This is a genomic window from Mesorhizobium metallidurans STM 2683 (assembly GCF_000350085.1).
Classification (GTDB): domain Bacteria; phylum Pseudomonadota; class Alphaproteobacteria; order Rhizobiales; family Rhizobiaceae; genus Mesorhizobium; species Mesorhizobium metallidurans.
Genome location: NZ_CAUM01000014.1, coordinates 17,369 through 40,083 on the forward strand (window position 1 = coordinate 17,369; position 22,715 = coordinate 40,083).

General features: G+C 62.7%; 21 protein-coding genes and 1 riboswitch. Of the genes, 17 read left to right on the forward strand and 4 right to left on the reverse strand.

Going from position 1 to position 22,715, the window contains the following annotated elements:
* The first annotated feature begins 55 nt into the window (after positions 1-55).
* Positions 56-895 carry an alkaline phosphatase family protein gene (locus MESS2_RS03520; RefSeq protein ID WP_083918350.1) on the forward strand — a complete coding sequence of 280 codons (840 nt, stop codon included), beginning with the start codon at positions 56-58 and terminating at the stop codon, positions 893-895.
* 203 nt (positions 896-1,098) lie between these two features.
* Here the strand turns inward: MESS2_RS03520 and MESS2_RS03525 are convergent, their stop codons facing one another.
* Positions 1,099-2,121 carry a substrate-binding domain-containing protein gene (locus MESS2_RS03525; protein ID WP_008872699.1) on the reverse strand — a complete coding sequence of 341 codons (1,023 nt, stop codon included), beginning with the start codon at positions 2,119-2,121 and terminating at the stop codon, positions 1,099-1,101.
* Between the two features lie 362 nt (positions 2,122-2,483).
* On the opposite strand from MESS2_RS03525, the gene MESS2_RS03530 reads away from it, so the two are divergent.
* The 5 genes from MESS2_RS03530 (at position 2,484) to MESS2_RS03550 (ending at position 9,049) form a co-directional block, all read left to right on the forward strand.
* Positions 2,484-3,839 (forward strand): ABC transporter substrate-binding protein, encoded by a 1,356-nt coding sequence (locus tag MESS2_RS03530; RefSeq protein ID WP_008872701.1) that lies wholly within the window; start codon positions 2,484-2,486, stop codon positions 3,837-3,839.
* A 231-nt stretch (positions 3,840-4,070) separates the two neighbouring features.
* Positions 4,071-5,084, forward strand: coding sequence for a carbohydrate ABC transporter permease (locus MESS2_RS03535; RefSeq protein WP_008872702.1), 1,014 nt, complete (start codon positions 4,071-4,073; stop codon positions 5,082-5,084).
* A gap of 1 nt (position 5,085) precedes the next feature.
* On the forward strand, positions 5,086-6,240 hold the full coding sequence (locus MESS2_RS03540; protein WP_008872703.1) for a carbohydrate ABC transporter permease: 1,155 nt from the start codon (positions 5,086-5,088) through the stop codon (positions 6,238-6,240).
* Positions 6,241-6,244: 4 nt separating this feature from the next.
* On the forward strand, positions 6,245-7,909 hold the full coding sequence (gene bglA / locus MESS2_RS03545; RefSeq protein WP_008872704.1) for a beta-galactosidase BglA: 1,665 nt from the start codon (positions 6,245-6,247) through the stop codon (positions 7,907-7,909).
* A gap of 27 nt (positions 7,910-7,936) precedes the next feature.
* Positions 7,937-9,049 carry an ABC transporter ATP-binding protein gene (locus MESS2_RS03550; protein ID WP_008872705.1) on the forward strand — a complete coding sequence of 371 codons (1,113 nt, stop codon included), beginning with the start codon at positions 7,937-7,939 and terminating at the stop codon, positions 9,047-9,049.
* 82 nt (positions 9,050-9,131) lie between these two features.
* Here the strand turns inward: MESS2_RS03550 and MESS2_RS03555 are convergent, their stop codons facing one another.
* From MESS2_RS03555 to MESS2_RS03565, 3 genes are all read right to left on the reverse strand, one after another.
* Positions 9,132-9,368 (reverse strand): DUF680 domain-containing protein, encoded by a 237-nt coding sequence (locus tag MESS2_RS03555; RefSeq protein WP_008872706.1) that lies wholly within the window; start codon positions 9,366-9,368, stop codon positions 9,132-9,134.
* Positions 9,369-9,498: 130 nt separating this feature from the next.
* On the reverse strand, positions 9,499-9,705 hold the full coding sequence (locus MESS2_RS03560) for a DUF680 domain-containing protein (RefSeq protein WP_008872707.1): 207 nt from the start codon (positions 9,703-9,705) through the stop codon (positions 9,499-9,501).
* Between the two features lie 72 nt (positions 9,706-9,777).
* Positions 9,778-9,984, reverse strand: coding sequence for a DUF680 domain-containing protein (locus tag MESS2_RS03565; protein ID WP_008872708.1), 207 nt, complete (start codon positions 9,982-9,984; stop codon positions 9,778-9,780).
* Between the two features lie 511 nt (positions 9,985-10,495).
* A riboswitch (cobalamin riboswitch) is annotated at positions 10,496-10,700 on the forward strand.
* A gap of 111 nt (positions 10,701-10,811) precedes the next feature.
* On the opposite strand from MESS2_RS03565, the gene MESS2_RS03570 reads away from it, so the two are divergent.
* From MESS2_RS03570 to MESS2_RS03620, 11 genes are all read left to right on the forward strand, one after another.
* The gene (locus MESS2_RS03570) at positions 10,812-12,056 is read left to right on the forward strand and encodes an aromatic ring-hydroxylating oxygenase subunit alpha (protein WP_008872709.1); all 1,245 of its coding nucleotides are present in this window, start codon (positions 10,812-10,814) and stop codon (positions 12,054-12,056) included.
* Between the two features lie 20 nt (positions 12,057-12,076).
* The gene (locus tag MESS2_RS03575) at positions 12,077-13,177 is read left to right on the forward strand and encodes an FAD-binding oxidoreductase (protein ID WP_008872710.1); all 1,101 of its coding nucleotides are present in this window, start codon (positions 12,077-12,079) and stop codon (positions 13,175-13,177) included.
* Positions 13,178-13,341: 164 nt separating this feature from the next.
* On the forward strand, positions 13,342-13,770 hold the full coding sequence (locus MESS2_RS03580; protein ID WP_008872712.1) for a PqqD family protein: 429 nt from the start codon (positions 13,342-13,344) through the stop codon (positions 13,768-13,770).
* 53 nt (positions 13,771-13,823) lie between these two features.
* Positions 13,824-14,882 carry a serine kinase gene (locus MESS2_RS03585; protein WP_244439860.1) on the forward strand — a complete coding sequence of 353 codons (1,059 nt, stop codon included), beginning with the start codon at positions 13,824-13,826 and terminating at the stop codon, positions 14,880-14,882.
* Positions 14,879-15,631, forward strand: a complete 753-nt coding sequence (locus MESS2_RS03590) for a glycosyltransferase family 2 protein (protein ID WP_008872714.1) — start codon at positions 14,879-14,881, stop codon at positions 15,629-15,631. The genes MESS2_RS03585 and MESS2_RS03590 overlap by 4 nt, the downstream gene beginning before the upstream one ends.
* A 76-nt stretch (positions 15,632-15,707) precedes the next feature.
* The gene (locus tag MESS2_RS03595; RefSeq protein ID WP_008872715.1) at positions 15,708-16,460 is read left to right on the forward strand and encodes a glycosyltransferase family 2 protein; all 753 of its coding nucleotides are present in this window, start codon (positions 15,708-15,710) and stop codon (positions 16,458-16,460) included.
* A 16-nt stretch (positions 16,461-16,476) separates the two neighbouring features.
* Positions 16,477-17,154 (forward strand): glycosyltransferase family A protein, encoded by a 678-nt coding sequence (locus MESS2_RS03600; RefSeq protein WP_008872716.1) that lies wholly within the window; start codon positions 16,477-16,479, stop codon positions 17,152-17,154.
* Complete coding sequence (locus MESS2_RS03605) at positions 17,154-18,644, forward strand: nucleotidyltransferase family protein (RefSeq protein ID WP_040591999.1); 1,491 nt, start codon at positions 17,154-17,156, stop codon at positions 18,642-18,644. The genes MESS2_RS03600 and MESS2_RS03605 overlap by 1 nt, the downstream gene beginning before the upstream one ends.
* 347 nt (positions 18,645-18,991) lie before the next feature.
* A complete protein-coding gene (locus MESS2_RS03610; RefSeq protein ID WP_008872719.1) occupies positions 18,992-20,470 on the forward strand; it encodes a sugar ABC transporter ATP-binding protein in 1,479 nt (492 codons plus the stop codon).
* 40 nt (positions 20,471-20,510) lie between these two features.
* Entirely contained in the window at positions 20,511-21,551 is a 1,041-nt protein-coding gene (locus MESS2_RS03615) for an ABC transporter permease (protein ID WP_051069026.1), read from the forward strand.
* Positions 21,552-21,692: 141 nt separating this feature from the next.
* On the forward strand, positions 21,693-22,679 hold the full coding sequence (locus tag MESS2_RS03620; RefSeq protein WP_008872721.1) for a substrate-binding domain-containing protein: 987 nt from the start codon (positions 21,693-21,695) through the stop codon (positions 22,677-22,679).
* Positions 22,680-22,715 lie beyond the last annotated feature (36 nt).

A 22,715-nucleotide genomic window follows, 5' to 3' on the forward strand; every position in this document is an offset into this window, starting at 1 on the left:
GTCACAGAGACTCGCGGCGTTCTGATTTCAACTAACAAATCGCATGGAGCCGCCCGTGGCGCCCGAGACAAAACTCCTGCTCATCATCCTTGACGGCGTGCCCTATCGGAACTGGCGACGGCTGATGGGCAATCTCGAAGGCTGGGTGCAATCGGGCGAGGCGCGCGTCTGGAAGATGCGTTCGGTGCTGCCGTCGACCTCGGCCTGCTGCTATGCCTCGATCCACACCGGGGTTGCGCCGCAAGTGCACGGCATCCTGTCCAATGAGAACCGGTTTCGCGTCGAACAGCCGGATATCTTTTCGGAAGTCGCCAGGGCCGGCGGCAAGACCGGCGCGGTGACCCATTCCTACTGGTCGGAATTCTTCCGGGCCTATCCGTTCGACCTGGTCGAGGACATGGAGTTCGACGAGCCGGGCGGGCCGATCACGCATGGCCGCTTCCACACCATGACCGGCTACAATCTGCGCAACCAGATGACGCCCAGCGACGCCGACCTGTTCGCGACGCTGACCATGCTGACCAGGCGCCACGGCATCGACTACGGCATCCTGCACACCTGCACGCTGGACTCGATGGGTCACCGCTTCGGCCACGACTGCCACGAGATGGATCACGCCGTCTATGCCATGGACGGCATGCTGGCCGCCTTCCTGCCGGGCTGGCGAGAAGCCGGCTACGAAGTGATCGTCACCGCCGATCACGGCCAGACCGACCGTGGCCATCATGGCGGCCATGACGACGAGATGCAGGATTTCGCTCTGTATTATTTCGGGGCGGGCAAGGGTCCGGAGGCCGAGACGCTGCTCGACCAGTTGCAGCTGGCGCCGACGGTGCTGAAGCGTCTCGGCGTGCCCATCCCCGCTACGATGAAGGCCAAGCCGTTTCTCGACTGAAGGATTGGCCGCCACGTTTGCGCGCCCCTCTCCCCGTCCCTTACGGGGAGAGGGTAAGGGTGAGGGACAGCGCCAACGTTGGGTAGCAAGCAGCGAGCGCTGGCGCCGCCCCTCATCCGCCGGCAGGCCAGAGGGGGGTGTGACGGAACTCGACGGCGAGTGCTGGTTTCAGTCGGCACACCCGTCGGAACACGATCCCTAGCCTAGCCCGGCGCCCCGGCCACCGATCCCCTGACCACCAAATCCACCGGCCAGACCTCGCCTCGCGCCCCCTCTTCAAGCCCTGATATCCGCGCCGCCAGCCGCTCGGCGATGCGGGCGCCGGCCATGCGGATGGACGAGCGGGTCGTCGACAGCGGCACGGAAAAATTCTCCGGCTTCAGCCAGGGGAAAACGTCGTCATGGGCGATCAGCGACAGGTCGCCCGGAATGGTCAGGCCGAGGTCGCGGACGGCGCGCACGACGCCGAGCGCCATGATCAGGCTGGAGCAGGCGATCGCCGTCGGCGCGTCGCTCTGCTCGAGCAGGCGCCTAGTGGCGCGGTAGCCGTTCTCCTCGGTCATGACCACGGAGCAGACATGGCGCTCGCCAAGCGTCAGGCCGCTGGCGGCGAGCGCCCGGCGCACGCCGCTCTCGCGATGGATGGCGAAGGTCTCGCGGTCGTCGCCGTTGATCAGCGCCAGCCGCCGGTGACCGAGCTGGACGAGCAGCCGCGCCGCCTCGTGGAAGGCGCCCTCATTGTCGATGTCGGTGAAGGGGTAGTCGAAATCGAAGCCTTCGCTGCGGCCATGGACGATGAAGGGGATGCCGAGCGTGTTGACCAGCGCCACCCGCCGGTCGGCCGGCCGCGGCGAAGAGATGTAGACGGCGTCGACCTGGCGGTTGGCGACGATACGCCGGTAGGTCGTCTCCTGGTCGTCGGCGTCGGCCGGCGACAGCACCAGGTCGAGCTCGTGCGAGCGGGCATAGTCGCCGAGGCCGGACAGGAATTCGACAAAGTGCGGATCGATGTCGACGCTGGTTCCGGTCGGCAAGACATAGCCGATCATTCCGGTCTTGCCGGTCGCCAGCCGGCGCGCGCTCGGGTTGGGGCGGTAGCCATGGCGCTTGGCGGCGTCCATCACCCGCCGACGCGTTTCCTCGTTGACCTCGGGATAGCCGTTCAGCGCGCGGCTCACCGTAGTCTGCGAGAGCGACAGCATATGCGAGAGCTGCTTGAGGTTCACGGGAGGCCTCCAAGCCTCAAAGCGCTTTCAATTCTAGATTCCGCCTGCAATAAAAGCGGCGGAGCCAGCGTCCGGCAACCATAAGCAGTGTTGGGACCAGTTTGCAGCAAAAATTGCTGCTGCATCGCCAAAAAAGCATGCTGCAGCGCACATTTTGTACCCTTAATCGCAGAAATTAAATCGATTAGCTCAATGCCCCTCTTGACTTCCGGTCGATTCAATGGCGGGATCAGGAAAGCCAAAGCGCTTTGGAAGACTCTGCGGAAGGTTGCGGTTCCCTTTCGACTGAGTCACAGTCCTGCAGCGCCGGCGGGCGGAATGGAGGTTTCGTCCGGTGTTTGTCACACTGGGAGGAAATACCGATGAAGAAAATGCTTCTGCTGAGCGCCGCTTTTGCCACGCTCGCCCTCAGCGCACCGGCTCAAGCCGAACTGAAGTTCAAGCCGGGCGAGGATCCCCGCTTCAACTGGGCGAACTACGAAGAGCTCAAGAAGGTCGACCTCAAGGGCGAAACGCTGACGATCTTCGGGCCATGGCGCGGCGAGGACGAGGGCCTGGTGCGCGGCGTTCTCGACTATTTCTCGGAAGCCACCGGCGTCGATCTCAAATATTCCTCCTCGGAAAATTACGAACAGCAGATCGTCATCGACACGCAGGCCGGCAGCCCGCCCAACATTGCCGTGCTGCCGCAGCCAGGCCTGATCCAGGACCTGGCATCGAAAGGCCTGCTGACGCCGCTTGGCGACGACACCGCCAATTGGGTGAAGGACAATTACGGCGCCGGCCAGTCCTGGGTCGATCTCGGAACCTTCAAGGACAAGGACGGCAAGCCGGGCTTCTTCGCCTTCCCCTACAAGGCCGACGTGAAGTCGCTGGTCTGGTACTCGCCGGACAATTTCGAGGAAGCCGGCTACGAGGTACCGAAGACGCAGGAAGAGCTGGCCGATCTCGAAAAGAAGATCATCGCCGACGGCGGCACGCCGTGGTGCATCGGGCTCGGTTCGGGCGGAGCGACGGGCTGGCCGGCGACCGATTGGGTCGAAGACATCATGCTGCGCACCCAGTCGCCCGATATCTACGACAAATGGGTGAAGAACGAGATCCCGTTCAACGATCCCGCGGCGGTCAACGCCATCGACATTTTCGGCAAGATCGCGACCGACGACAAGATGGTCGATGGCGGCGCCAAGGCGGTTGCCGCGACCGACTTCCGCGACAGCCCGAAGGGCCTCTTCTCGGTACCGCCGAAATGCTATTTGCATCATCAGGCGTCGTTCATTCCGACCTTCTTCCCGGAAGGGACGAAAGTCGGCGAGGATGCGGACTTCTTCTACTTCCCGCCCTACGCCTCCAAGCCCGATCTCGGCACGCCGGTGCTCGGCGCCGGCACGCTGGCCATGATCACCAAGGATAGCAAGAGTGCCCGCGCGTTCATCGAATTTCTGAAGATGCCGCTCGCCCACGAGATATGGATGGCCGAGGGCGGCTTCGTGACGCCGTTCAAGTCGGTCAACAAGGAGGCCTATGCCAGCGACGCGCTGAGGAAGCAGGGCGATATCCTCGCCAATGCCTCGACCTTCCGCTTCGACGGGTCCGACCTGATGCCGGGCAAGATCGGCGCCGGCGCCTTCTGGACCGGCATGATCGATCTGGTCGGCGGCAAGTCCGCCCAGGATGTCGCCACCGACATCCAGAAGAGCTGGGACGCAATCAAGTAGACGGCCGATCATCGGCTTACCCATCCTTACTGGATCCGGGCCTCGATGGCCCGGGTTCCACCCGTCGGCCCGACTGTATTTTTCGTGAAGCATAGAATTCCGGCATGAAGCGTGGCCGGCCGGGGCAGAAGCCTGCCTGGCACCCGCTCGCGCTTCACAACTGAATCGACTCATGATCCATCGCCAAGGACCATTCCCGATTGGCGGATCAAAACGCAGGGAGAGGGACCCATGGCGGCTCAGATCTTTTCGGCCATAACAGTCATCATCGTCGGCGTTGGCGGCTGCGTCGCCTATTTCTGGGGCGCCAACAGACTGGTGGACATTATTTTCCCGTCGCGCGGCGTCCAGGGTGCGGCAGCCATCGACAATCTGCGCCGGCAAGGAATGATCCGCCCGTGGCTGTTCGTCGGCCCGGCCATGATCATCCTCACCATCTACCTGATCTACCCGGTGATAGAGACGCTGAGGCTGTCGTTCCTCGATCGCGGCGGCGTCAATTTCGTCGGCCTCGCCAACTATCAATGGGCGTTCGGCGACCGCGAGTTCCGCAACTCGATCCTCAACAACATCATCTGGCTGGCGGTGGTGCCGGCCGCCTGCACCTTCCTCGGGCTGATCATCGCCGTGCTCACCGACAAGATCTGGTGGGGCACCATCGCCAAGAGCCTGATCTTCCTGCCGCTCGCCATCTCTTTCGTTGGCGCCAGCGTCATCTGGAAGTTCATCTACGAGTATCGCGGCGAGGGCCAGACGCAGATCGGCCTGCTCAACGCCATCATCCAGTATTTCGGCGGCCAGCCGCAGGTCTGGATATCGCTGCCGTTCTGGAACAATTTCTTCCTGATGATCATCCTGATCTGGATCCAGACCGGCTTTGCCATGGTCATCCTGTCGTCGGCCTTGCGCGGCATTCCCGAAGAGACGCTGGAAGCGGCCGTCATCGACGGCGCCAATCCGTTCCAGATCTTCTGGAAGATCATGGTGCCGCAGATCTGGGGGACGATCGCCGTTGTCTGGACCACCATCACCATCCTGGTGCTGAAGGTCTTCGACATCGTGCTGACCATGACCAACGGCCAATGGAACAGCCAGGTCCTGGCCAATCTGATGTTCGACTGGATGTTTCGCGGCGGCGGCGATTTCGGCCGCGGCGCCACCATCGCCATCATCATCATGATCGCGGTCATTCCGATCATGGTCTGGAACATCCGCCAGGCGAACAAAGAGACGGGGGGACATTGAGATGGCCGTCACAACCGGAAAGTCCTTTGTCGGCCGCTTCGGCGTCCATATCGCAGTGCTGATCTTCGTCGCGATCTGGACCGTGCCGACGCTCGGCATTCTTGTCTCGTCGCTGCGCGACAAGGACCAGATCATCGCTTCGGGCTGGTGGAACTCATTCGCCAGTTCCAGCCAGACCGAAGCGGGCCGGCTGCCGCCCGCCTCGGTGCAGGTTGAGAAGGACGGCAAGTTCGTGCTCGAAGGCAACATCTTCGGCGACGGTGCGGCCCGCGACATCAGCGCCTTCGGCGTCAAGTCGGCCGCGCCGACGCAATATCCCGCCGGCACGACAGCCGAGCTTGGCGACGGCGTCACGCTGCAACTCAACGCCGATGGCGGTTTCGTGATGACCTCGCCAAAGGCCTTCGAGGGCGCGCGCGGCCAGCGCGTCTACTATGCTTCGTCGGCGCCGCCAAAATTCACCAGCGACAACTACAAGACCGTGCTGTTTTCGGAGGGCATCGGCCGGTCCTTCATGAACTCGCTGACCGTCACCATTCCGGCGACCGTCATCCCGATCCTGATCGCGGCCTTCGCGGCCTACGCGCTGGCCTGGATGCGCTTTCCCGGCCGGGCGCTGCTGATCGCGGTCATCATCGGCCTGCTGGTGGTGCCGTTGCAGATGTCGCTGATCCCTCTGCTGAAGCTCTACAACGGCGTCGGCTCCTTCTTCGGCGTGCCGTCGAAGACCTATCTCGGCATCTGGCTGGCGCATACCGGCTTCGGCCTGCCGTTCGCCATCTATCTCCTGCGCAGCTATATTGCCGGGCTGCCGCGCGAAATCATGGAATCGGCGCGCATCGACGGCGCCAGCGATTTCGAGATCTTCGTCAAGATCGTGCTGCCGCTGTCGTTCCCGGTCCTGGCCTCCTTTGCCATCTTCCAATTCCTCTGGGTATGGAACGATCTGCTGGTGGCGATGGTTTTCCTGGGTACCGAGGGCGACCAGATCGTGCTAACCGCCAAGCTCAATGCGTTGCTCGGTTCGCGCGGCGGCGACTGGGAGATCCTGACGACATCGGCCTTCGTGACCATCATAGTGCCGCTGATCGTGTTCTTCTCGCTGCAGCGCTATTTCGTCCGCGGGCTGCTCGCCGGCTCGGTGAAAGGAGGCTGAGACCATGCAATCGGCACTGAAAGCGACCTCGAAACCCGACCTTGCCGTCGATCGCGACTGGTGGCGCAGCGCGGTGATCTACCAGATCTATCCGCGCAGCTACCAGGACTCCAACGGCGACGGCATCGGCGATCTCAAGGGAATCATCCGCAGGCTCCCCTACATTGCCTCGCTTGGCATCGACGCCATCTGGATCTCGCCCTTCTTCAAGTCGCCGATGAAGGATTTCGGCTACGACGTGTCGGACTATTGCGACGTCGATCCGATGTTCGGCACGCTGACCGATTTCGATGCGCTGACGGCGGAGGCGCACCGGCTGGGGCTCAAGGTGATGATCGACGAGGTGCTGTCGCATACCGCCGACAGCCATCCGTGGTTCAGCGAAAGCCGCGCGAACCGCACCAACCCCAGGGCGGACTGGTACGTCTGGGCCGACGCCAGCCCAGACGGCACGCCGCCCAACAACTGGCTGTCGATCTTCGGCGGCTCGGCCTGGCAGTGGGATACCGGCCGGCAGCAATATTATCTGCACAATTTCCTGGCCGAGCAGCCCGATCTCAACTTCCACAACCGAGCGGTCCAGGACGCGCTGCTCGACATCACCCGCTTCTGGCTGGAGCGCGGCGTCGACGGCTTCCGCCTCGACACCATCAATTTCTACTTCCACAGCCAGGGGCTGGAGAACAATCCGCCGCTGCCGCCGGAAGAGCGCAACGACCAGACGGCGCCTGCCGTGAACCCCTACAATTACCAGGATCATCTCTACGACAAGAGCCGCCCGGAAAACCTCGACTTCCTCGAACGCTTCCGCGCGCTGCTCGACGAATATCCGGCGACCGCCGCGGTCGGCGAGGTCGGCGATTCCCAACGGGGGCTGGACGTGGTGGCGGCCTACACCGCCGGCGGCAAGCGCGTGCACATGTGCTACTCCTTCGATTTCCTGGCACCCGAAAAGATCAGCGCAGCCAAGGTGCGCTCGGTGCTGGAAGCCTTCGGCAAGGTCGCAAGCGACGGCTGGTCGTGCTGGGCCTTCTCCAACCACGATGTGATGCGCCCTGCCTCGCGCTGGGCCGCGGACGAAGCAGACCAGACCGCCTATCTCAAGGTAATCTCGGCGCTGCTGATGTCACTGCGCGGCTCGGTCTGCATCTATCAGGGCGAGGAGCTCGGTCTTGGCGAAGCGGAATTGCAATTCGAGGATCTGCAGGATCCCTACGGCATCCGCTTCTGGCCGGAGTTCAAGGGCCGCGACGGCTGCCGCACGCCGATGGTATGGGATGGCAGCGCCCAAAATGGCGGCTTCTCGACAGCAAAGCCATGGCTGCCGGTGCCGGCCAAGCACCTTGCGCAGGCGGTCAATGTGCAGCAGGGCGACGACAATTCGCTGCTCGAGCACTATCGGCGCTTCCTCTCTTTCCGCCGCCTGCATCCGGCGTTGGCGAAGGGCGATATCGCCTTCATCGAAAGCGAGAGCGACACTGTCGCCTTCACCCGCCGCGAGGGCAATGAGCAGATCGTCTGCGCCTTCAATCTCGGCAGCCGGCCGGCGGAAATCAATCTCGGCGGCCGCTCGCTGCAGCCCTTGCCGGGACACGGGTTTTCGGGACAGACTGAAGCCGGCTCCATCCGCCTCGGCGGCTACGGCGCCTGGTTCGGGCGCATCGACTGAATTTGCAAGGGACCATTGGAGGGAATCATGGCCGATGTCACGCTAAGGCAGGTGAAGAAATCATATGGCAGTCTGAACATTCTGCATGGCATCGACCTCGACATAAAGTCGGGCGAATTCATCGTCTTCGTCGGCCCTTCGGGTTGCGGCAAGTCGACCTTGCTCAGGTCCATCGCCGGACTTGAGGAAATCACCTCGGGCGAGCTCAAGATCGATGGCGACGTGGTGAACGACGTGCCGCCGTCGAAGCGCGGCATCGCCATGGTGTTCCAGTCCTATGCGCTCTACCCGCACATGACCGTCTACGACAATATGGCGTTCTCGATGAAGATCGGCAAGGAAAGCAAGGCCGAGATCGACAAGCGGGTGCGTCAGGCGGCGGAGATCCTGCAACTCACCAAATATCTCGACCGCTTGCCCAAGGCGATGTCTGGCGGTCAGCGCCAGCGCGTCGCCATCGGCCGCGCCATCGTGCGCAATCCGAAAGTCTTCCTGTTCGACGAACCGCTGTCGAACCTTGACGCGGCGCTGCGCGTCGCGACCCGCATCGAGATCGCCAAGCTCAAGGAATCGATGCCTGCCACAACGATGATCTACGTTACCCATGACCAGGTCGAGGCGATGACGCTGGCTGACCGTATCGTGGTGCTCAAGGAAGGCCATATCGAGCAGGTCGGCACGCCGATGGAACTCTACAAGAGGCCCGGCAATCTGTTTGTCGCGCAGTTCATCGGCTCGCCGGCCATGAATATCCTGCCGGCCACCATCGACAAATCAGGCAGTCCAACCATCGTCAACCATGTCGGCGGACGCAAGGCGACAGTGCCGATCGCCACGCCGGCGTCGGCGAAGGGCGCGTCGGTGAGTTTCGGCGTTCGGCCGGAAGATCTGATGATTGCGACAGGCGCGGATTATCTGTTCGAAGGGACGGTCGACTATGTCGAGCAGCTCGGCGAGGTTCAGCTCGTCTATGTCGACATCGGCCGCGCCGACCTGCCGCTGGTGACCAAGCTGCCCGGCAATGTCGAGGTCAAGCGCGGGGCAAAGCTGCGGCTGAGCGCCAATGCCGAGGACCTACATATCTTCGACGCGGACGGCCATTCTTTCTCGCTCCACTCGGCGGAAGCGCAGGCGGCCTGAGAACCCGGCGAACGATCTGCCGGGAAAAACAAGAGCGGCGGACCCAACCCGCCACTCTTGTCTTTGGGATCGATTTCGGCTGCTAGCGGCCGAAGAGATTCCGGTCGCTGCCCTGAGGGGCGGACTTCTGTACTTCGCCCGACGAATTGAGCAGCTTGTAGACCGGCGAACCGGTGTTGCGCACCGAAGACGTCCGGGTGTTGTCGACGTTGACGGTCGCCTGCTTGTTGATGTCGGTCCCGCCAACATTGTCATTGGCGGCATAGGCGCTGCCGGCGGCAATCAAAAGCGCGGCGGCAGTAAGAACAATCTTCTTCATTTTTGGTACTCCTGGATTTCATATGCCGGGATTTCGTATCCCTGCACGGCGGCGGGCAACCCGCCGCTCCCTGTCTGATCGACCATGATCTTGCCGAACCCAGGGTTCGAGACCATGAGTCTGGATCGGCTTAGTTATTGCCGAACAGATTGCGGTCGCTGCCGTGCATGACAGGCTTCTCGGCAGCAGGTTCGGACTGCTTGACGGAGGCCGTGTACGAGCTGTCGACTGCGACGGCCGGCTGGTTGGCGCCGTTGGAGCCATAATTGTCGCTACCGGCCAAAGCGCTGCCCGACATGGCCAGAACGGCGGCGGCAGCAAGAACGATCTCTTTCATTTTAATACTCCAGAATTTCTGAAACCCAAGATCCCGGGCGGCAGGCAATCCGCCGCCCTGCTATCTCAGCTGTTAGCGGTTGCCGAACAGGTTGCGGTCGCTGCCCTGAACGATGGGCTGCTCATCAGCGTGCGCCGACTTCTGAGTGGAGGCCGTGTACGAGCTGTCGACTGCGGCGGCAGGCTGGTTCGCACTATTGGAACCATAGTTGTCGCTGCCAGCGAAGGCACTGCCGGTGATGGCCAGAAGGGCGGCGGCAGTAAGAGCGATCTTTTTCATTTTTTGATACTCCGGTATCTCAGTTTTTGCGTCCGTCTAGCGACGTGTCCTGGGAGGAATTCGCGTCGTCCGAACAGCCCCGATGTGGGTGGGTCGTTCACCGGTTTCCAATCACGAAGTTGTTTCGTGTGGACCATGACTCTACATCTTGAAATTGTACCGAGGGTTCCTACCACCATATTTTTTATCAATATTATCAATCTGTTATATTAAATCGGTCAGCGGATCACCAAGTGTGTCGGAGCGCCAGTGTTCACACTGTCCTGCACGCAGCGTCAACAGAAACGAACCGTTCGGTTCGATTTTAGAAACAGCTAATAGTCACTTTTGGAAACTGTTAACCTTTTTTGCCCCCGCCGCGGGTCGGATTCGACGGTGCCGGCAGCCGACAAAGACAGCCGGCAAAATGGGGTTTCAGCCGCGCTATTGCCGGCTTGCAGGTTTCGCCGGCCGTGTCGCGCCGCATGGATACGATGTCGCTTTCATGCCGACAGTCGGCCGGCTGTCGTGATTAGATCATGGCATCTCGGGTGCCGCCTCGTGACGACGAGGCGGAGAATTGGGAAGCCGGTCAGAGTCCGGCGCTGCCCCCGCAACGGTGGTGGAGTTCAAGTCGCAACGGGAGACCACTGGGCCCATAAGCCTGGGAAGGTGTCGCGATGAGTCCGCAAGGACAACTCCAGAGCCCGGAAACCAGCCCGAGGTGTTGAACTCGACTGATCGCGGTGGGCGGTCAAGAGGTGGATAGTGCATGCCGGCCGTTTGCCGGCCTGCGGCCGATCCTTCCTCCATCACCACCAGTTCAGTCCTTAGCTAGAGGACAGGACATGGACACGCGCAACGACATGCTGAGGCTCTTGCATAACCGCAGGGAAGGCTTCTCCCTCGAACAGCCCTTCTACACCGATCCCGATTTCTTCAGGCTCGACATGGAGCTGATCTGGCATCGCGACTGGCTGTTCATCGGCCATGATTGCGAATTGCCGAAGCCGGGCAGCTACCTCACCGCCCAGATCGGCGACTATCCGATCGTGCTGGTGCGCGACCAGCAAGGCAAGATCAACGCCTTCCACAATTCCTGCCGCCATCGCGGCAGCCGCGTCTGCAGCGCCGACAAGGGCACGGCGGCCAAGCTCGTCTGCCCCTATCACCAGTGGACCTATGAGTTGGACGGAAGGCTGCTGTTCGCCCGCCAGATGGCGGACGGTTTCGACAAGAGCCAGTTCGGCCTGAAGCCGGTCGCCTGCGAAAGCGTCGGCGGCTATATCTTCATCTGCCTGGCCAAGGAGCCGGCGGATTTCGCCCCGATGCGGACGATGATCGAACCCTACCTGCTGCCGCACCGGCTGCGCGAGGCAAAGGTCGCCTTTGAATCGACCATCGTCGAGAAGGGCAACTGGAAGCTCGTCTGGGAAAACAACCGCGAGTGCTATCATTGCGCCGGCAACCATCCGGAGCTCTGCAAGACATTCCCGGAGGCGCCGACGGTGACTGGCGTGCAAGGCGCCGACAGCGACCCGGAGATGCTGGCGCATTGGGCCAAATGCGAGGCGGCCGGCCTGCCGAGCAAGTTCCGCATCGATTCGGCCGGACAATACCGCGCCACCCGCGCGCCGCTGCTGCGCGACGCCGTCAGCTACACGATGACGGGCAAGCGCGCCGTGAAGAGGAACCTTTCGGACAGCGTTGCCACGGACCGCATCGGCTCGCTGCTGCTCTATCACTATCCGACCACCTGGAATCACATCCTCGGCGATCACGCCGTCACGTTCCGCGTGCTGCCGATCAGCGCCACGGAAACCGCCGTCACCACCAAATGGCTGGTCCACAAGGATGCGGTCGAAGGCGTCGACTACGATCTCGCCGAACTCACCCATGTCTGGACCGAGACCAACGACCAGGACCGCCGCATCGTCGAGGAAAACGCCTTCGGCATCCTGTCGCCGGCCTACGAGCCTGGCCCCTATTCGGAACTGCATGAAGGCGGCGTCATCCAGTTCGTCGAATGGTACGCGTCCTTCATCGGGCCACGCCTTGCCGAAGGCCGGCCGGCGCTGCGCAGCGTTGCCTGAGGGACCGGGGGATGAATGCGATGACCGACCTTGGCCTCTACCGCCATCTCGACGAGATGGCGCCGTGGAACGACCGGCTGCAGGTGCTGGAGGTGATCGGCGTCAGCGACGAAGCGCCTGACGTGAAGACCTTCACCTTCCGCTCCGACAACCAGACCTGGTTCCGCTACAAGCCGGGGCAATTCGTGACACTGGAATTGCCGACCGCCGACGGTCCGCTGATGCGCACCTATACGCTGTCGTCCTCGCCATCGCGGCCGTTCTCGATCGCGGTGACGGTGAAAGCGCAGGCCGGCAGCATCGGCACGCGCTGGATGTTCGACAATTTGAAACCGGGCGCCCATGTGAAGGCCTACGGGCCGGCGGGCGACTTTTCGCTGCACAGCCATCCGGCAGCCAAATATCTGTTCATTTCGGCGGGCTCCGGCGTGACGCCGATGATGTCGATGCTGCGCTGGCTGAACGACTGCGCGCCATGGACCGATGTCGGCTTCGTCAACTGCGCGCGGCGCGCGGAAGAGATCATCTTCCGCAAGGAACTCGAACTGCTGGGCAGCCGCATGCCCGGCCTCACGCTTGGCTTCATGATCGAGGAACGCTCCAGCCGCGAGGGCTGGTTCGGCCATATGGGCCGGATCGACGCAATCAGGCTGCCGCTGCTCGCACCCGATTTCCGCGAGCGCGAAATCTTCTGCTGCGGCCCCGATCCGTTCATGCGCGCGGTGCGGCAGATGCTGGAGGCTGCCGGCTTCGCCATGGACAACTATCACCAGGAAAGCTTTGCCGCGCCCGCCGTGGAGGAAGTACCGGCTCCCTTTGCCTCGCCGGCGGGAGGCGGGACAGAGATGCCTGCCGCGGTAGCAACGCCGATCCGGTTCTCGCTTTCGGATGTCGATGCCAAATGCCTTGCCGGCCAGACGGTGCTGCAGACGGCACGCGCCTCGGGCGTCAGGATCCCCGCGGCCTGCGAGTTCGGCCTGTGCGGAACCTGCAAGGTGAAGAAGATCTCGGGCAGCGTCGAGATGAGCCACAATGGCGGCATCCTCGACCACGAGATCGACGACGGCTTCATCCTGGCCTGCTGCTCGAAGCCGATGACGGCGATCGAGGTCGAAGCCTGAACGGTCTTCGACCATTTGTCCCGTGCAAAATGTGCCGGGCCGGTCGTTGGTCGGCGCTCTATCTTGCCAAAGAAGGGGCAACTGGCTAGATGCTTTCCCCAGCGGCGGGGCGGACCGCGACGAGCGGCGATTCGCTTCCCGTGCGTCCGAGGCGGGGAAGAACGATGCAACAATTGGTCTACGCGGTGGCGAGCAAGGACATTGTTTTTGAGTCCTTCGACGGCGAAGCCGTCGTGCTCGACCTTTCAACCGGAAAATATTTCGGCTTCTCCGATTCGGGCAGCAGGGTCTGGGAAGCGCTGTCGTCCGGCGTTGCCGCCCATGCGTTGGTCGGACAGACGGCGGGCACGTCAACGATAAGATTGGCCGAGCTCGAGAGCTTCATTTCACAGCTGCTCGAATTCGGCCTGCTCGCACCTGCGGCCGATGCGGCGGCGCAACCCATTTCGGGCGCTCTTCTTGCGGAACTCGCCGACACCAGCGAGCCGCTCAAGGTCGACATCCATGACGACCTTGCCGATCTTATCGTGGTCGATCCGATCCATGAGGTCGAGGAACCTCTCGGCTGGCCGGCGGTCAAACAGGCGTCCTGAAACACAAGGAGCGGCCCGGTCGCCCCTTCGCCACATCGGGGCGATACTGGAACATGTCAGCCATGCCGCGCGTCAACCTCCAATCGCTGCCGGACTATGCCCGCTATATACTGGCTGCGGCGGAAGGTGCTGCCGCCGGCTATGCTGTCACCGCGAAGGTCGACTTGCCGCGGCTGGAGCTGACGGCGCATCTGAGCCCTGGCCCGCTGGCGGCGGCCATCGATCAGGCTTTTGTCCGGGCTCGGGATGACCGAACCGCAACAGGCGACTGCCGTATTTTCTTGGCCAGCCCCGACATTGAGGTCATTCCCGTCCCGGCGAGCTGGGGCCAAGCCCATTTCACGCATCATGCCTTCGCCACCAGCCTGGCCGAGGCCGGACTGCGCGGCAACCACTATCACGACCTGGATTTCTGGCAGTTCTACGATCCGGAGCGCCGCGTCGGGGTGCAGTTGATGGCATCGCCAGAGGCTTTTCCGCCGTGGGAGCCCGGAGCGCCGCTGCGCGCCTTCCTGCATTGGGAGTATGCTGCGCGCGGCATGCGGCTGGCCCACGCCGGCACGCTGGGTATCGATGGCAAAGGCATTCTGCTGGCCGGCTCGGGCGGAGCCGGGAAATCGGGAACGGTCGTCGCCGGCCTGCTCAACGGACTGGACAGCGTCGGCGACGACTATGTGCTGATCGATGCGGCCAATGGCGTGAAAGCCCATCCGCTGTTTGCCACGCTGAAGCAGGATCCCAAGGGTTTCCAGCGGCTCGGGCTGAAGCACAAATTGACGTCTTATGGTCCGTTGAACTGGCAAGGCAAGCATCAGTTCCGCATCGACGACATCGCGGCGCGGCCGGTGCCCGCAAGTCTGGACATCGTCGCGCTGCTGGTGCCACATATCGGCGGAGGTGAAGCAAGCTCGATCATGCCCGTTTCGCGCAAGGACGCCATGATTGCATTGGCGCCATCCGGAATCGCCCAGATGCCGGGCGAGCGGGAAAGCGGCTTTCGCTTCTTCAGCGACCTTACGCGCCTGCTGCCATGCTATCGCCTGTCGCTGGGGACGCGACCGGAGGAGATCGCCGGGACGATTTCGGCGTTTCTCGCGCGGAGCACGCCATGACGCTGAGCGTGATCATGCCCGCCTACAACCGCGAGCGCTACATCGTTTCCGCGCTGCGCTCCCTGCTCAGGCAACGCGACGCCGCCGACCTCGACATCATCGTCGTCGATGACGGCTCGACAGACGGCACGGCCGACGCCGTGCGCGCCATGATCGACGAAACGTCCTGCATTCGCCTGTTCCGGCAGGCGCATATGGGCATCAGCAAGGCGCGCAACAGCGGGCTGAGGCAGTTGCTGCCGCAGACAGAGCTGGTGTCGTTTCTCGATTCCGACGACGTCTCACCCGCCGGGCGCTTCAAGGCCGATCTTGCCTGTTTCGCGGCCGATCCCGGCCTTGACCTGACCTATTCGCTGATGATGCTGGTCGATGGCATAGACGACGAGACGCTGGAACCGGCCGCCGGCTGCCGCACGATGATGCTTCGCGGGCTTTCGCTGAGTGTCGGGATATTCAGCCGGAAGCTCATCGACCGAACCGGCGGCTTCGACGAGGCGTTCAGGCAATCCGAAGACACCGATTACCTGTTGCGCATTTTCGAAAGCGGCCCCCGCTACACACTGCCCGACACCGTGGCGATCTATTACAGGCGCCACCCAGGCAATGCGACGAGGGAGCAAGGTGTCCCGCTTCGCGAATACCTACGGGCGCTCCACAAATCGATGCGGCGGCGCAAGGCCGATCCTTCGCTCCGCCAGGTCGAGGGTATTTTCGAACTCAGGAGCCCGGCCGATTGGCAATTCACGTGACATGTCCAAGGAGAGGATCATCGTCGCCCGTTGTCGGGGCAGGTCGCGCTGCTCTGGCGCGATTGCGGGGTGATGCATGAAACTGAGCGTGATCATGCCTGTCTACAACCGCGAACGCTATGTCGGTTCGGCGTTGCGTTCGCTGCTCCGGCAATGCGATGACGCCGATCTCGACATCATCGTTGTCGATGACGGCTCGACCGACGCGTCGGCAGAGACGGTGCGCTCGCTGATCGAGCAGGCGCCTTGCATCCGCTTGTTCCAGCAAGCCAATATGGGTGTCACCAAGGCGCGCAACACGGGGCTGCGGCAATTGCTGCCGGAAACGCGGCTCATATCGTTTCTCGATTCGGACGACATCTCGCCCGCCGGCCGCTTCAGGGCCGATCTTGCCTGTTTCGCAGCCGACCCAGACCTTGATCTGACCTATTCGCGGATGACGCTTATCGACAGTCTAGACGACGAGACGCAGGAACCGGCCGCCGACAGCCATTCCATAACCGTTCGCGGGATCCATCTGTCCGCAGGCATTTTCGCCCGAAGCCTTGTCGAGCGGATCGGCGGCTTCGATGAGGATTTCAGCCAGGCCGAGGACACCGACTACCTGCTGCGCGTCTTCGAGAGCGGCCCGAGATTCCTCATGCCCGATACTGTTGCCCTCTACTACCGGCGCCACCCCGGCAACATGACCAAGGAAAAGAATGTGCCCTTTCGCGAATTCATGCGCGCTATCCACAAATCGATAAAACGGCGCAAGGCCAATCCTTCCCTGCACGCGGTCGACGGTATATTCGATTTCAAAGACCTCGCGCATTGGCGTTTCCTGTGATGGGGCGTTTCCTGTAATGTCGGGCTACGGCGTCGTTATTCCGGCCTTCAACGCGGCCACCACCATCGCCGAGACGTTGCGATCGGTCGTGGCTCAGTCGGTCAAGCCTGACGCCGTCATCGTCGTCGACGACGGCTCGACCGACGATATGGCGGCCGTGATCAATGCGCTGAACCTGAAGGTGCGGCTTTTGCGCCAGGAGAACACAGGGCCGGGCAGCGCCACGACCAGAGGCATTGCCGCGCTGTCGACGCCGTTCATCGCCACGCTCGACGCCGACGATTTGTGGTTGCCGACCAAGATCGAAGAACAGCTTGCGCATTTCAGGCGGTTTCCGCAGGTAGCGGGCGTCTTTACCCATTGGCGTAATTTCCACCATGACCGGCCCGATGCTCCCGAGGCCGTCACCGTGCCCGGCTGGTCGCGTTCGACAATGATGATCCGCCGCGAGGTCTTCGATGCCGTCGGACCGATCGTCGATCCGCCGGGTGGACGCGGCGAAATGATCGACTGGATCGCCCGGGCACGCGAGGCGGGCCTGGTTCTCGACATGCTGAATGAGGCGCTGACATTGCGTCGCATCAGGCCCGGCAGCCTATCCTATGGGCGCGATGCCGCGCGTGACCGCGGCTATCTCGAAGTCGCCCGGCTCGCCATGCAGCGTCGGGCGCGAAACAGGACGGAACCCAGTTGATGGCCAGGACGATCCGGCGTATCGGCCGCCGGTTTCCGGACTATGGCTGGTCCTGGCCGACCGGCAAGCTCGACCAGTTGCTCAAGGCGGCGCTTCTTCCCGATGAGGAAGCGGCCTGCCAATGCGCCATGCGCTGGCTTGATGAAAACGACATCGACCTCGTCTCCTTTCGCGAGCACCGGCTGCTCGCCGCGATTTCCGACAGGTTCGGCAGGAAGCTTGCCGTCCATGCCGCCTACCCGCGCCTTGTCGGCCTGCAAAAAATGCTGTGGACCAAATCGCGGATGGCGATGCGCGAGGCCGAGCCGGCGTTGAAGGCGATGGTGGAGGCCGGATCGGCGGTGATGTTGATCAAGGGCGCCAGCCGCATTGCCGTCGATGCGTCGGCGCAGCGCGGCCGGGTGGCGCATGACATCGATATTCTGGTGCGCCCGCAGGACATGGTCGCTGCCTTCGATGTGCTGCGCGACCGCGACTGGCAGATCGCCACCGGCGTCAGCCCGCAATATCTCAGGACCAGACTGTCGTCCGTGCGCTCGATGAACTTCTTCAAGGGCAGCTTCGGCGACATCGACCTGCATCAGTTCGGCTATGACGGTTCACAATCCAGCGCGGAAGACGATCTGGCGATCTGGCGACGGGCGATAGCGGCCGAATTCAGCGGCGTCAGCGTATCTGTTCCATCGCCGGCCGATCGCATCGCACTCGCGATCGCGCATGGCGGTCTCGACGCTCACACCCACAGCGACTGGCTGGTCGATTGCGCGGTGGCCATCGATGGCGGCGATGTCGACTGGGATGTGTTCCTCGATATCGCCGCCAGACGCCGCCTTGCCGTGGCGGCGGCGGTGGCGCTCTCCTATCTCGCGCTGGAGATCGGCATTGCCGTGCCCGAGGCGCCACTGGCAAGCATAGTGGAGATGGCGGATCGCGCCGGCCTGGCGCGCTGGTCCTCGGTGCTGCAAGCCAAGCCGCGCACGGATTTCGGCGGCCTCGTCTGGCTGTCGCGCGGGTTTGCCAAGCAGTTGCGCTTGAAACGCAAGAAGGGCCGGCTGCGGCAATCGGCGCCTGATGTCGTCTGGCGCGGCAAATCGGCGACGCAGAAGGTGAAGACGGCGCCCGCGCCATTCGTGCTTTCACAAACGATTCCCTATCCCCAGACGACTCCCTATTTGGAAATGACTGGCGACGTGATGCTTGAGGTGGCCGTCAGGATCTCCGTTCCGCCGGTCCGGCGCCGCATCGAAATGGAGATCAACGCCGCCGGCCGGCATGTTGCCCGCTTGCGGTCCGTGGTGATCAGCCGCACTGGTGGGGAGAGGGTGCTGCACTTTCGCGGCAAGGTGACGCTGGACGGTGAAAGCCAGGCATTGGTGCTCGAAGCCCGGCCATCCCGCCAGTTCCGGCAGTGGGACGATGAGGCGACTGTCGCCACCTATGGCGCGCTGCCGTTCCAGTTGCTGTCGGCGCGTTTTTCGCCACTCGACTGAAGCCGCCCCGCGAGGGAACCGCAGGTACAGGCAACTGGCCGAGTGACCCGGCACCGCGTGGCATGCAACCTGCAAAATGCCGACGCGGCTCTTTGATCCTGACTTCCAGCAGCACGATCCGATCCATGGCCCGATCCCGTCCGGACACAATCCGGATAGCCTATCTATCGGTTTTTTCAATGATTTTTTGGGTACCGAGCTTCATCTCGATGGCCACGCACTAAAACTCTCGATGCGCCTTGACATTTGTCGACCTTAAATTGACTATTGTCACCTTCGACGCTCGGGCGGAGGTCACCCAGCGTCGATCGGCTCCAGGGATTGCCGGATACACGGGAGGAGAGAAGGTGGAGCTTTTGCTCGAGGTGGAAGGGCTGAAGAAGTCGTTTGGTGGCGTCGCCGCCTTGCGCGACGGCCGCTTCCAGCTTCGCGCCGGCACCGTTCATGCACTCTGCGGCGGCAACGGCGCCGGCAAATCGACCTTTCTCAAGATACTGATGGGCATCTTCGGCCGTGATGCCGGCTCGATCCGCCGCCGCGGCAAGGAGGTGGAATTCGCCAGCCCAGCCGACGCACTGGCCTCGGGCATCGCCATCATCGAGCAGGAGCTCAGCCCCGTTCCCCACATGACGGTTGCCGAGAACATCTATCTCGGCCGCGAGCCCAAGGCGCGGTTCGGCGGCATCGATTTCCGCGCGATGAACCGATCCGCGCAGAAACTGCTGGACGATCTCGAATTCGATATCCGGGCCACGCAGTACATGATGAACCTCTCCGTTGCGCAGATGCAGCTCGTCGAGATCGCCAAGGCGCTCAGCCACAACGCGGAGGTCATCTTCATGGATGAGCCGACCTCGGCGATCGGCGAGCGAGAGGCACAGCATTTGTTCGCCGCGATCCGCCGCCTGCAGGCACAAGGGCGCGGCATCGTCTATGTTTCCCACCGCCTGTCGGAGATCTTCCAGATCGCCGATTCCTACACGGTCTTTCGCGACGGCGCCTATGTCGGCAGCGGGGCGCTCGCAGACATCGATCGACCCGGCCTGATCCGCATGATCGTCGGCCGCGAGCTGTCGGAAGAATTCGCCAAGACCAACACGCCGACATCGGAACCCGGTATCGAGGTTGCCGCGCTCTCTTGCCCGAACAAGATCGAGGACATCTCATTTTCGGTGCGCAAGGGCGAGATTTTCGGCATTTACGGCCTGATGGGGGCCGGTCGCACGGAGATCTTCAATTGCCTGTTCGGTCTCGACAGGCCTTCGGCGGGAAGCATCAGGGTCGACGGTACCGAGGTCAGCATTGCAAAGCCTGCGGATGCGATGGCGCATGGGCTGGCGCTGGTCACCGAGGACCGCAAGCTGACCGGTCTCAATCTCGCCGATTCCGTGCGCGCGAACATCTGCATGGCGAGCCTGCCCGAAATGAGCCCCGCCTTCACCATGGATCGGGCGCGGGAGGCGGACGCAAGCCGCGGCATGCGGGAGAAGTTCCAGATCAAGGCGGCCCGCGACACGATGCCGGTTTCCGGCCTCTCAGGCGGCAACCAGCAGAAGGTGGTGCTCGGCAAATGGTTCCTTCGCAATCCGAAGGTGCTGCTTCTGGACGAGCCGACCCGCGGCGTCGATGTCGGCGCCAAGCGTGAAATCTACCGGATCATCAGCGACTTCGCCTCCTCCGGCGGCACGGTGGTGATGATCTCGTCGGAAATCGACGAGGTTCTCGGCATGTCGGACCGGATCATGGTGATGCGGGCCGGCAGAAGTGCCGGGACCTTCCGCCGGGAGGAAACGGATGCCCAATCGCTCGTCCATCTATCAACCTGAACAGGGACAGGGTGTTCGCTCAATGGCAGAGGAATCAGTGATGTCGGCTGGCGGCAACAAGAATGCTAAGGGCGGGAAGAATGCGAACGGCGGCAAGAATGCAAATGGCTGGCTCGGTTCGGAGCAGCGCCGGCTGTTGATCCAGGAATACGGCATCTTCCTTGCCTTCCTGATCCTGGTCGCGGTTCTTTCGGTCTCCAACGAGTTCTTCCTGACGGCCGGCAACATCTCGAACGTGCTGCTGCAGACCTCGATCAACGGCGTGCTCGCCATCGGCATGACCTTCGTCATCCTGACGCGCGGCATCGATCTCTCGGTCGGCTCCGTCGTCGCGCTTGCCGGCATCGTCAGCGCGAGCTTCGTGACCAGTTCGGCGACCGCCGGGATTTCCGGCGCGCCTTATCCGGTCGCCCTGGGCCTCGGCATCGGCCTGCTGGTCGGCATTGCCTGCGGCGCCATTTCCGGCGTGATCGTATCGCGGTTTTCGGTGCCGGCCTTCGTGGTGACGCTGGGCATGCTGTCGGCGGCGCGTGGAATGACCCTCATCTACGGCGGCGGCCGTCCCGTCCCGGCGTTGACGCCGGCCTTCCGCTGGATCGGCACAGGCAACATCCTCGGCATACCCGCGCCGGTCGTCATTCTCGCAGTCGTGTTCGCCATCTCCTGGTGGATCCTCGACCGCACCCGCTTTGGCCGCTACATCTATGCCGTCGGCGGCAACCCGCATGCGGCCAGGACCTCGGGCATCAACATCACCCGCACGCAGTTTGCCGTCTATGTCATCTCCGGCGGTCTTGCCGGCCTCGCCGGGATGCTGCTCAGCGCCCGCACCGGTTCCGCCCTGCCCCAGGCCGGCATTGCCTATGAACTGGACGCGATCGCGGCGGTGGTGATCGGCGGAACCAGCCTTTCCGGCGGAGTCGGCCGGGTGACCGGCACGCTGATCGGCGCGCTGATCATCGGCGTCATGAACAACGGCCTCGATCTGATGGGTATCCAATCCTACTACCAGCAAGTCCTCAAGGGCGCGCTGATCGTTGGCGCCGTGATGCTCGATCAGAAGAGAAACTACGGGGCTTAGAGCATCGGACCCAAAAGTGGGACCCGGTTTTGGGAAAATCCGATGCTCAAACAAAAAGCCCCCTTCCGGTACCGGACCTGCAACACGCGCGTCCGTATAAGGCGAACCATGTCGGTCGCTCGCTCAAGTGGAGGTAACGAAATGAAAAGATTGATGATTGCGCTCGCATCCGCGACCGCTCTGCTGGCCTCGTCGGCCATGGCGCAGGAGAAGATCAAGATCGGCGCGGCACCTTACGGGCTGAACGCCGAGTTCATGCAGATCTGGGCGGCAGCGCTCCAGGAACACCCGGCCGTCAAGAGCGGCGAAGTCGAACTGACGGTCTTCGACGGCCGTTATGACGCCCTGGTCCAGCAGGACCAGTTCAAGACGATGGCGACGCAGAAATACAGCGCCATCATCTTCGCTCCGATCGACGTCGACGCCGGCGCCGCGGCGGTGCAGACGGCCGCCGATGCCGGCATTCCGGTCATCGGCTCGAACACCCGCGTCAATTCCGATCTGCTGACCTCCTATGTCGGATCCGACGACACGATCTCGGGCTACATGGAAGCAAGGACGGTGCTCGACAAGATCGGCTGCAGGGGCAATGTGGTCATCCTCGAAGGGCCGATCGGCCAGTCGGCGCAGATTTCCCGTCTCGAAGGCAACAAGAAGGCGCTTGCCGAGTGCCCGGATGTCAAAATCCTCGAGGACCAGACCGCCAACTGGTCGCGCGCCGAAGCCCAGACGCTCATGGAAAACTGGCTCACCGCCCACCCGAACCAGATCAACGGCGTGATCGGCCAGAATGACGAAATGGCCCTCGGCGCCATCGAGGCGATCAAGGCCGCCGGCCTCGACTTGAAGAGCTTTACCATTGCCGGCATCGACGGCATCACCGACGCACTTCACGCCGTCAAGGCCGGTGAGATGACCTCGATCCTGCAGGACGCGCGCGCCCAGGCTCAAGGCGCGCTCGACCTTGCCATCCTTGCTGCCAGGAAGGGTGACTACAAGCCGCAGTCCGATATCTGGGCAACCTACAAGGACATGCCGTGGAAAGACGGCAAGGAGAAGATCTACAATGTGCCGTGGACGCCGGTGACGGCGGAAAACGTCGACCAGCTTCTGGCGACGCGCAAGTAATCCGGCCGTGGGGTGCGCTCTCCTGGCGCACCCCAC

Coding starts and splice junctions, on each gene's coding strand:
- MESS2_RS03620 (WP_008872721.1), top strand. CDS start 21,693: ATGAAAAGATTGATGATTGCGCTCGCATCCGCGACCGCTCTGCTGGCC.
- MESS2_RS03580 (WP_008872712.1), top strand. CDS start 13,342: ATGCAACAATTGGTCTACGCGGTGGCGAGCAAGGACATTGTTTTTGAG.
- MESS2_RS03600 (WP_008872716.1), top strand. CDS start 16,477: ATGTCGGGCTACGGCGTCGTTATTCCGGCCTTCAACGCGGCCACCACC.
- MESS2_RS03535 (WP_008872702.1), top strand. CDS start 4,071: ATGGCGGCTCAGATCTTTTCGGCCATAACAGTCATCATCGTCGGCGTT.
- bglA (WP_008872704.1), top strand. CDS start 6,245: ATGCAATCGGCACTGAAAGCGACCTCGAAACCCGACCTTGCCGTCGAT.
- MESS2_RS03570 (WP_008872709.1), top strand. CDS start 10,812: ATGGACACGCGCAACGACATGCTGAGGCTCTTGCATAACCGCAGGGAA.
- MESS2_RS03595 (WP_008872715.1), top strand. CDS start 15,708: ATGAAACTGAGCGTGATCATGCCTGTCTACAACCGCGAACGCTATGTC.
- MESS2_RS03555 (WP_008872706.1), bottom strand. CDS start 9,368: ATGAAGAAGATTGTTCTTACTGCCGCCGCGCTTTTGATTGCCGCCGGC.
- MESS2_RS03590 (WP_008872714.1), top strand. CDS start 14,879: ATGACGCTGAGCGTGATCATGCCCGCCTACAACCGCGAGCGCTACATC.
- MESS2_RS03540 (WP_008872703.1), top strand. CDS start 5,086: ATGGCCGTCACAACCGGAAAGTCCTTTGTCGGCCGCTTCGGCGTCCAT.
- MESS2_RS03585 (WP_244439860.1), top strand. CDS start 13,824: ATGTCAGCCATGCCGCGCGTCAACCTCCAATCGCTGCCGGACTATGCC.
- MESS2_RS03565 (WP_008872708.1), bottom strand. CDS start 9,984: ATGAAAAAGATCGCTCTTACTGCCGCCGCCCTTCTGGCCATCACCGGC.
- MESS2_RS03530 (WP_008872701.1), top strand. CDS start 2,484: ATGAAGAAAATGCTTCTGCTGAGCGCCGCTTTTGCCACGCTCGCCCTC.
- MESS2_RS03550 (WP_008872705.1), top strand. CDS start 7,937: ATGGCCGATGTCACGCTAAGGCAGGTGAAGAAATCATATGGCAGTCTG.
- MESS2_RS03605 (WP_040591999.1), top strand. CDS start 17,154: ATGGCCAGGACGATCCGGCGTATCGGCCGCCGGTTTCCGGACTATGGC.
- MESS2_RS03575 (WP_008872710.1), top strand. CDS start 12,077: ATGACCGACCTTGGCCTCTACCGCCATCTCGACGAGATGGCGCCGTGG.
- MESS2_RS03615 (WP_051069026.1), top strand. CDS start 20,511: ATGTCGGCTGGCGGCAACAAGAATGCTAAGGGCGGGAAGAATGCGAAC.
- MESS2_RS03560 (WP_008872707.1), bottom strand. CDS start 9,705: ATGAAAGAGATCGTTCTTGCTGCCGCCGCCGTTCTGGCCATGTCGGGC.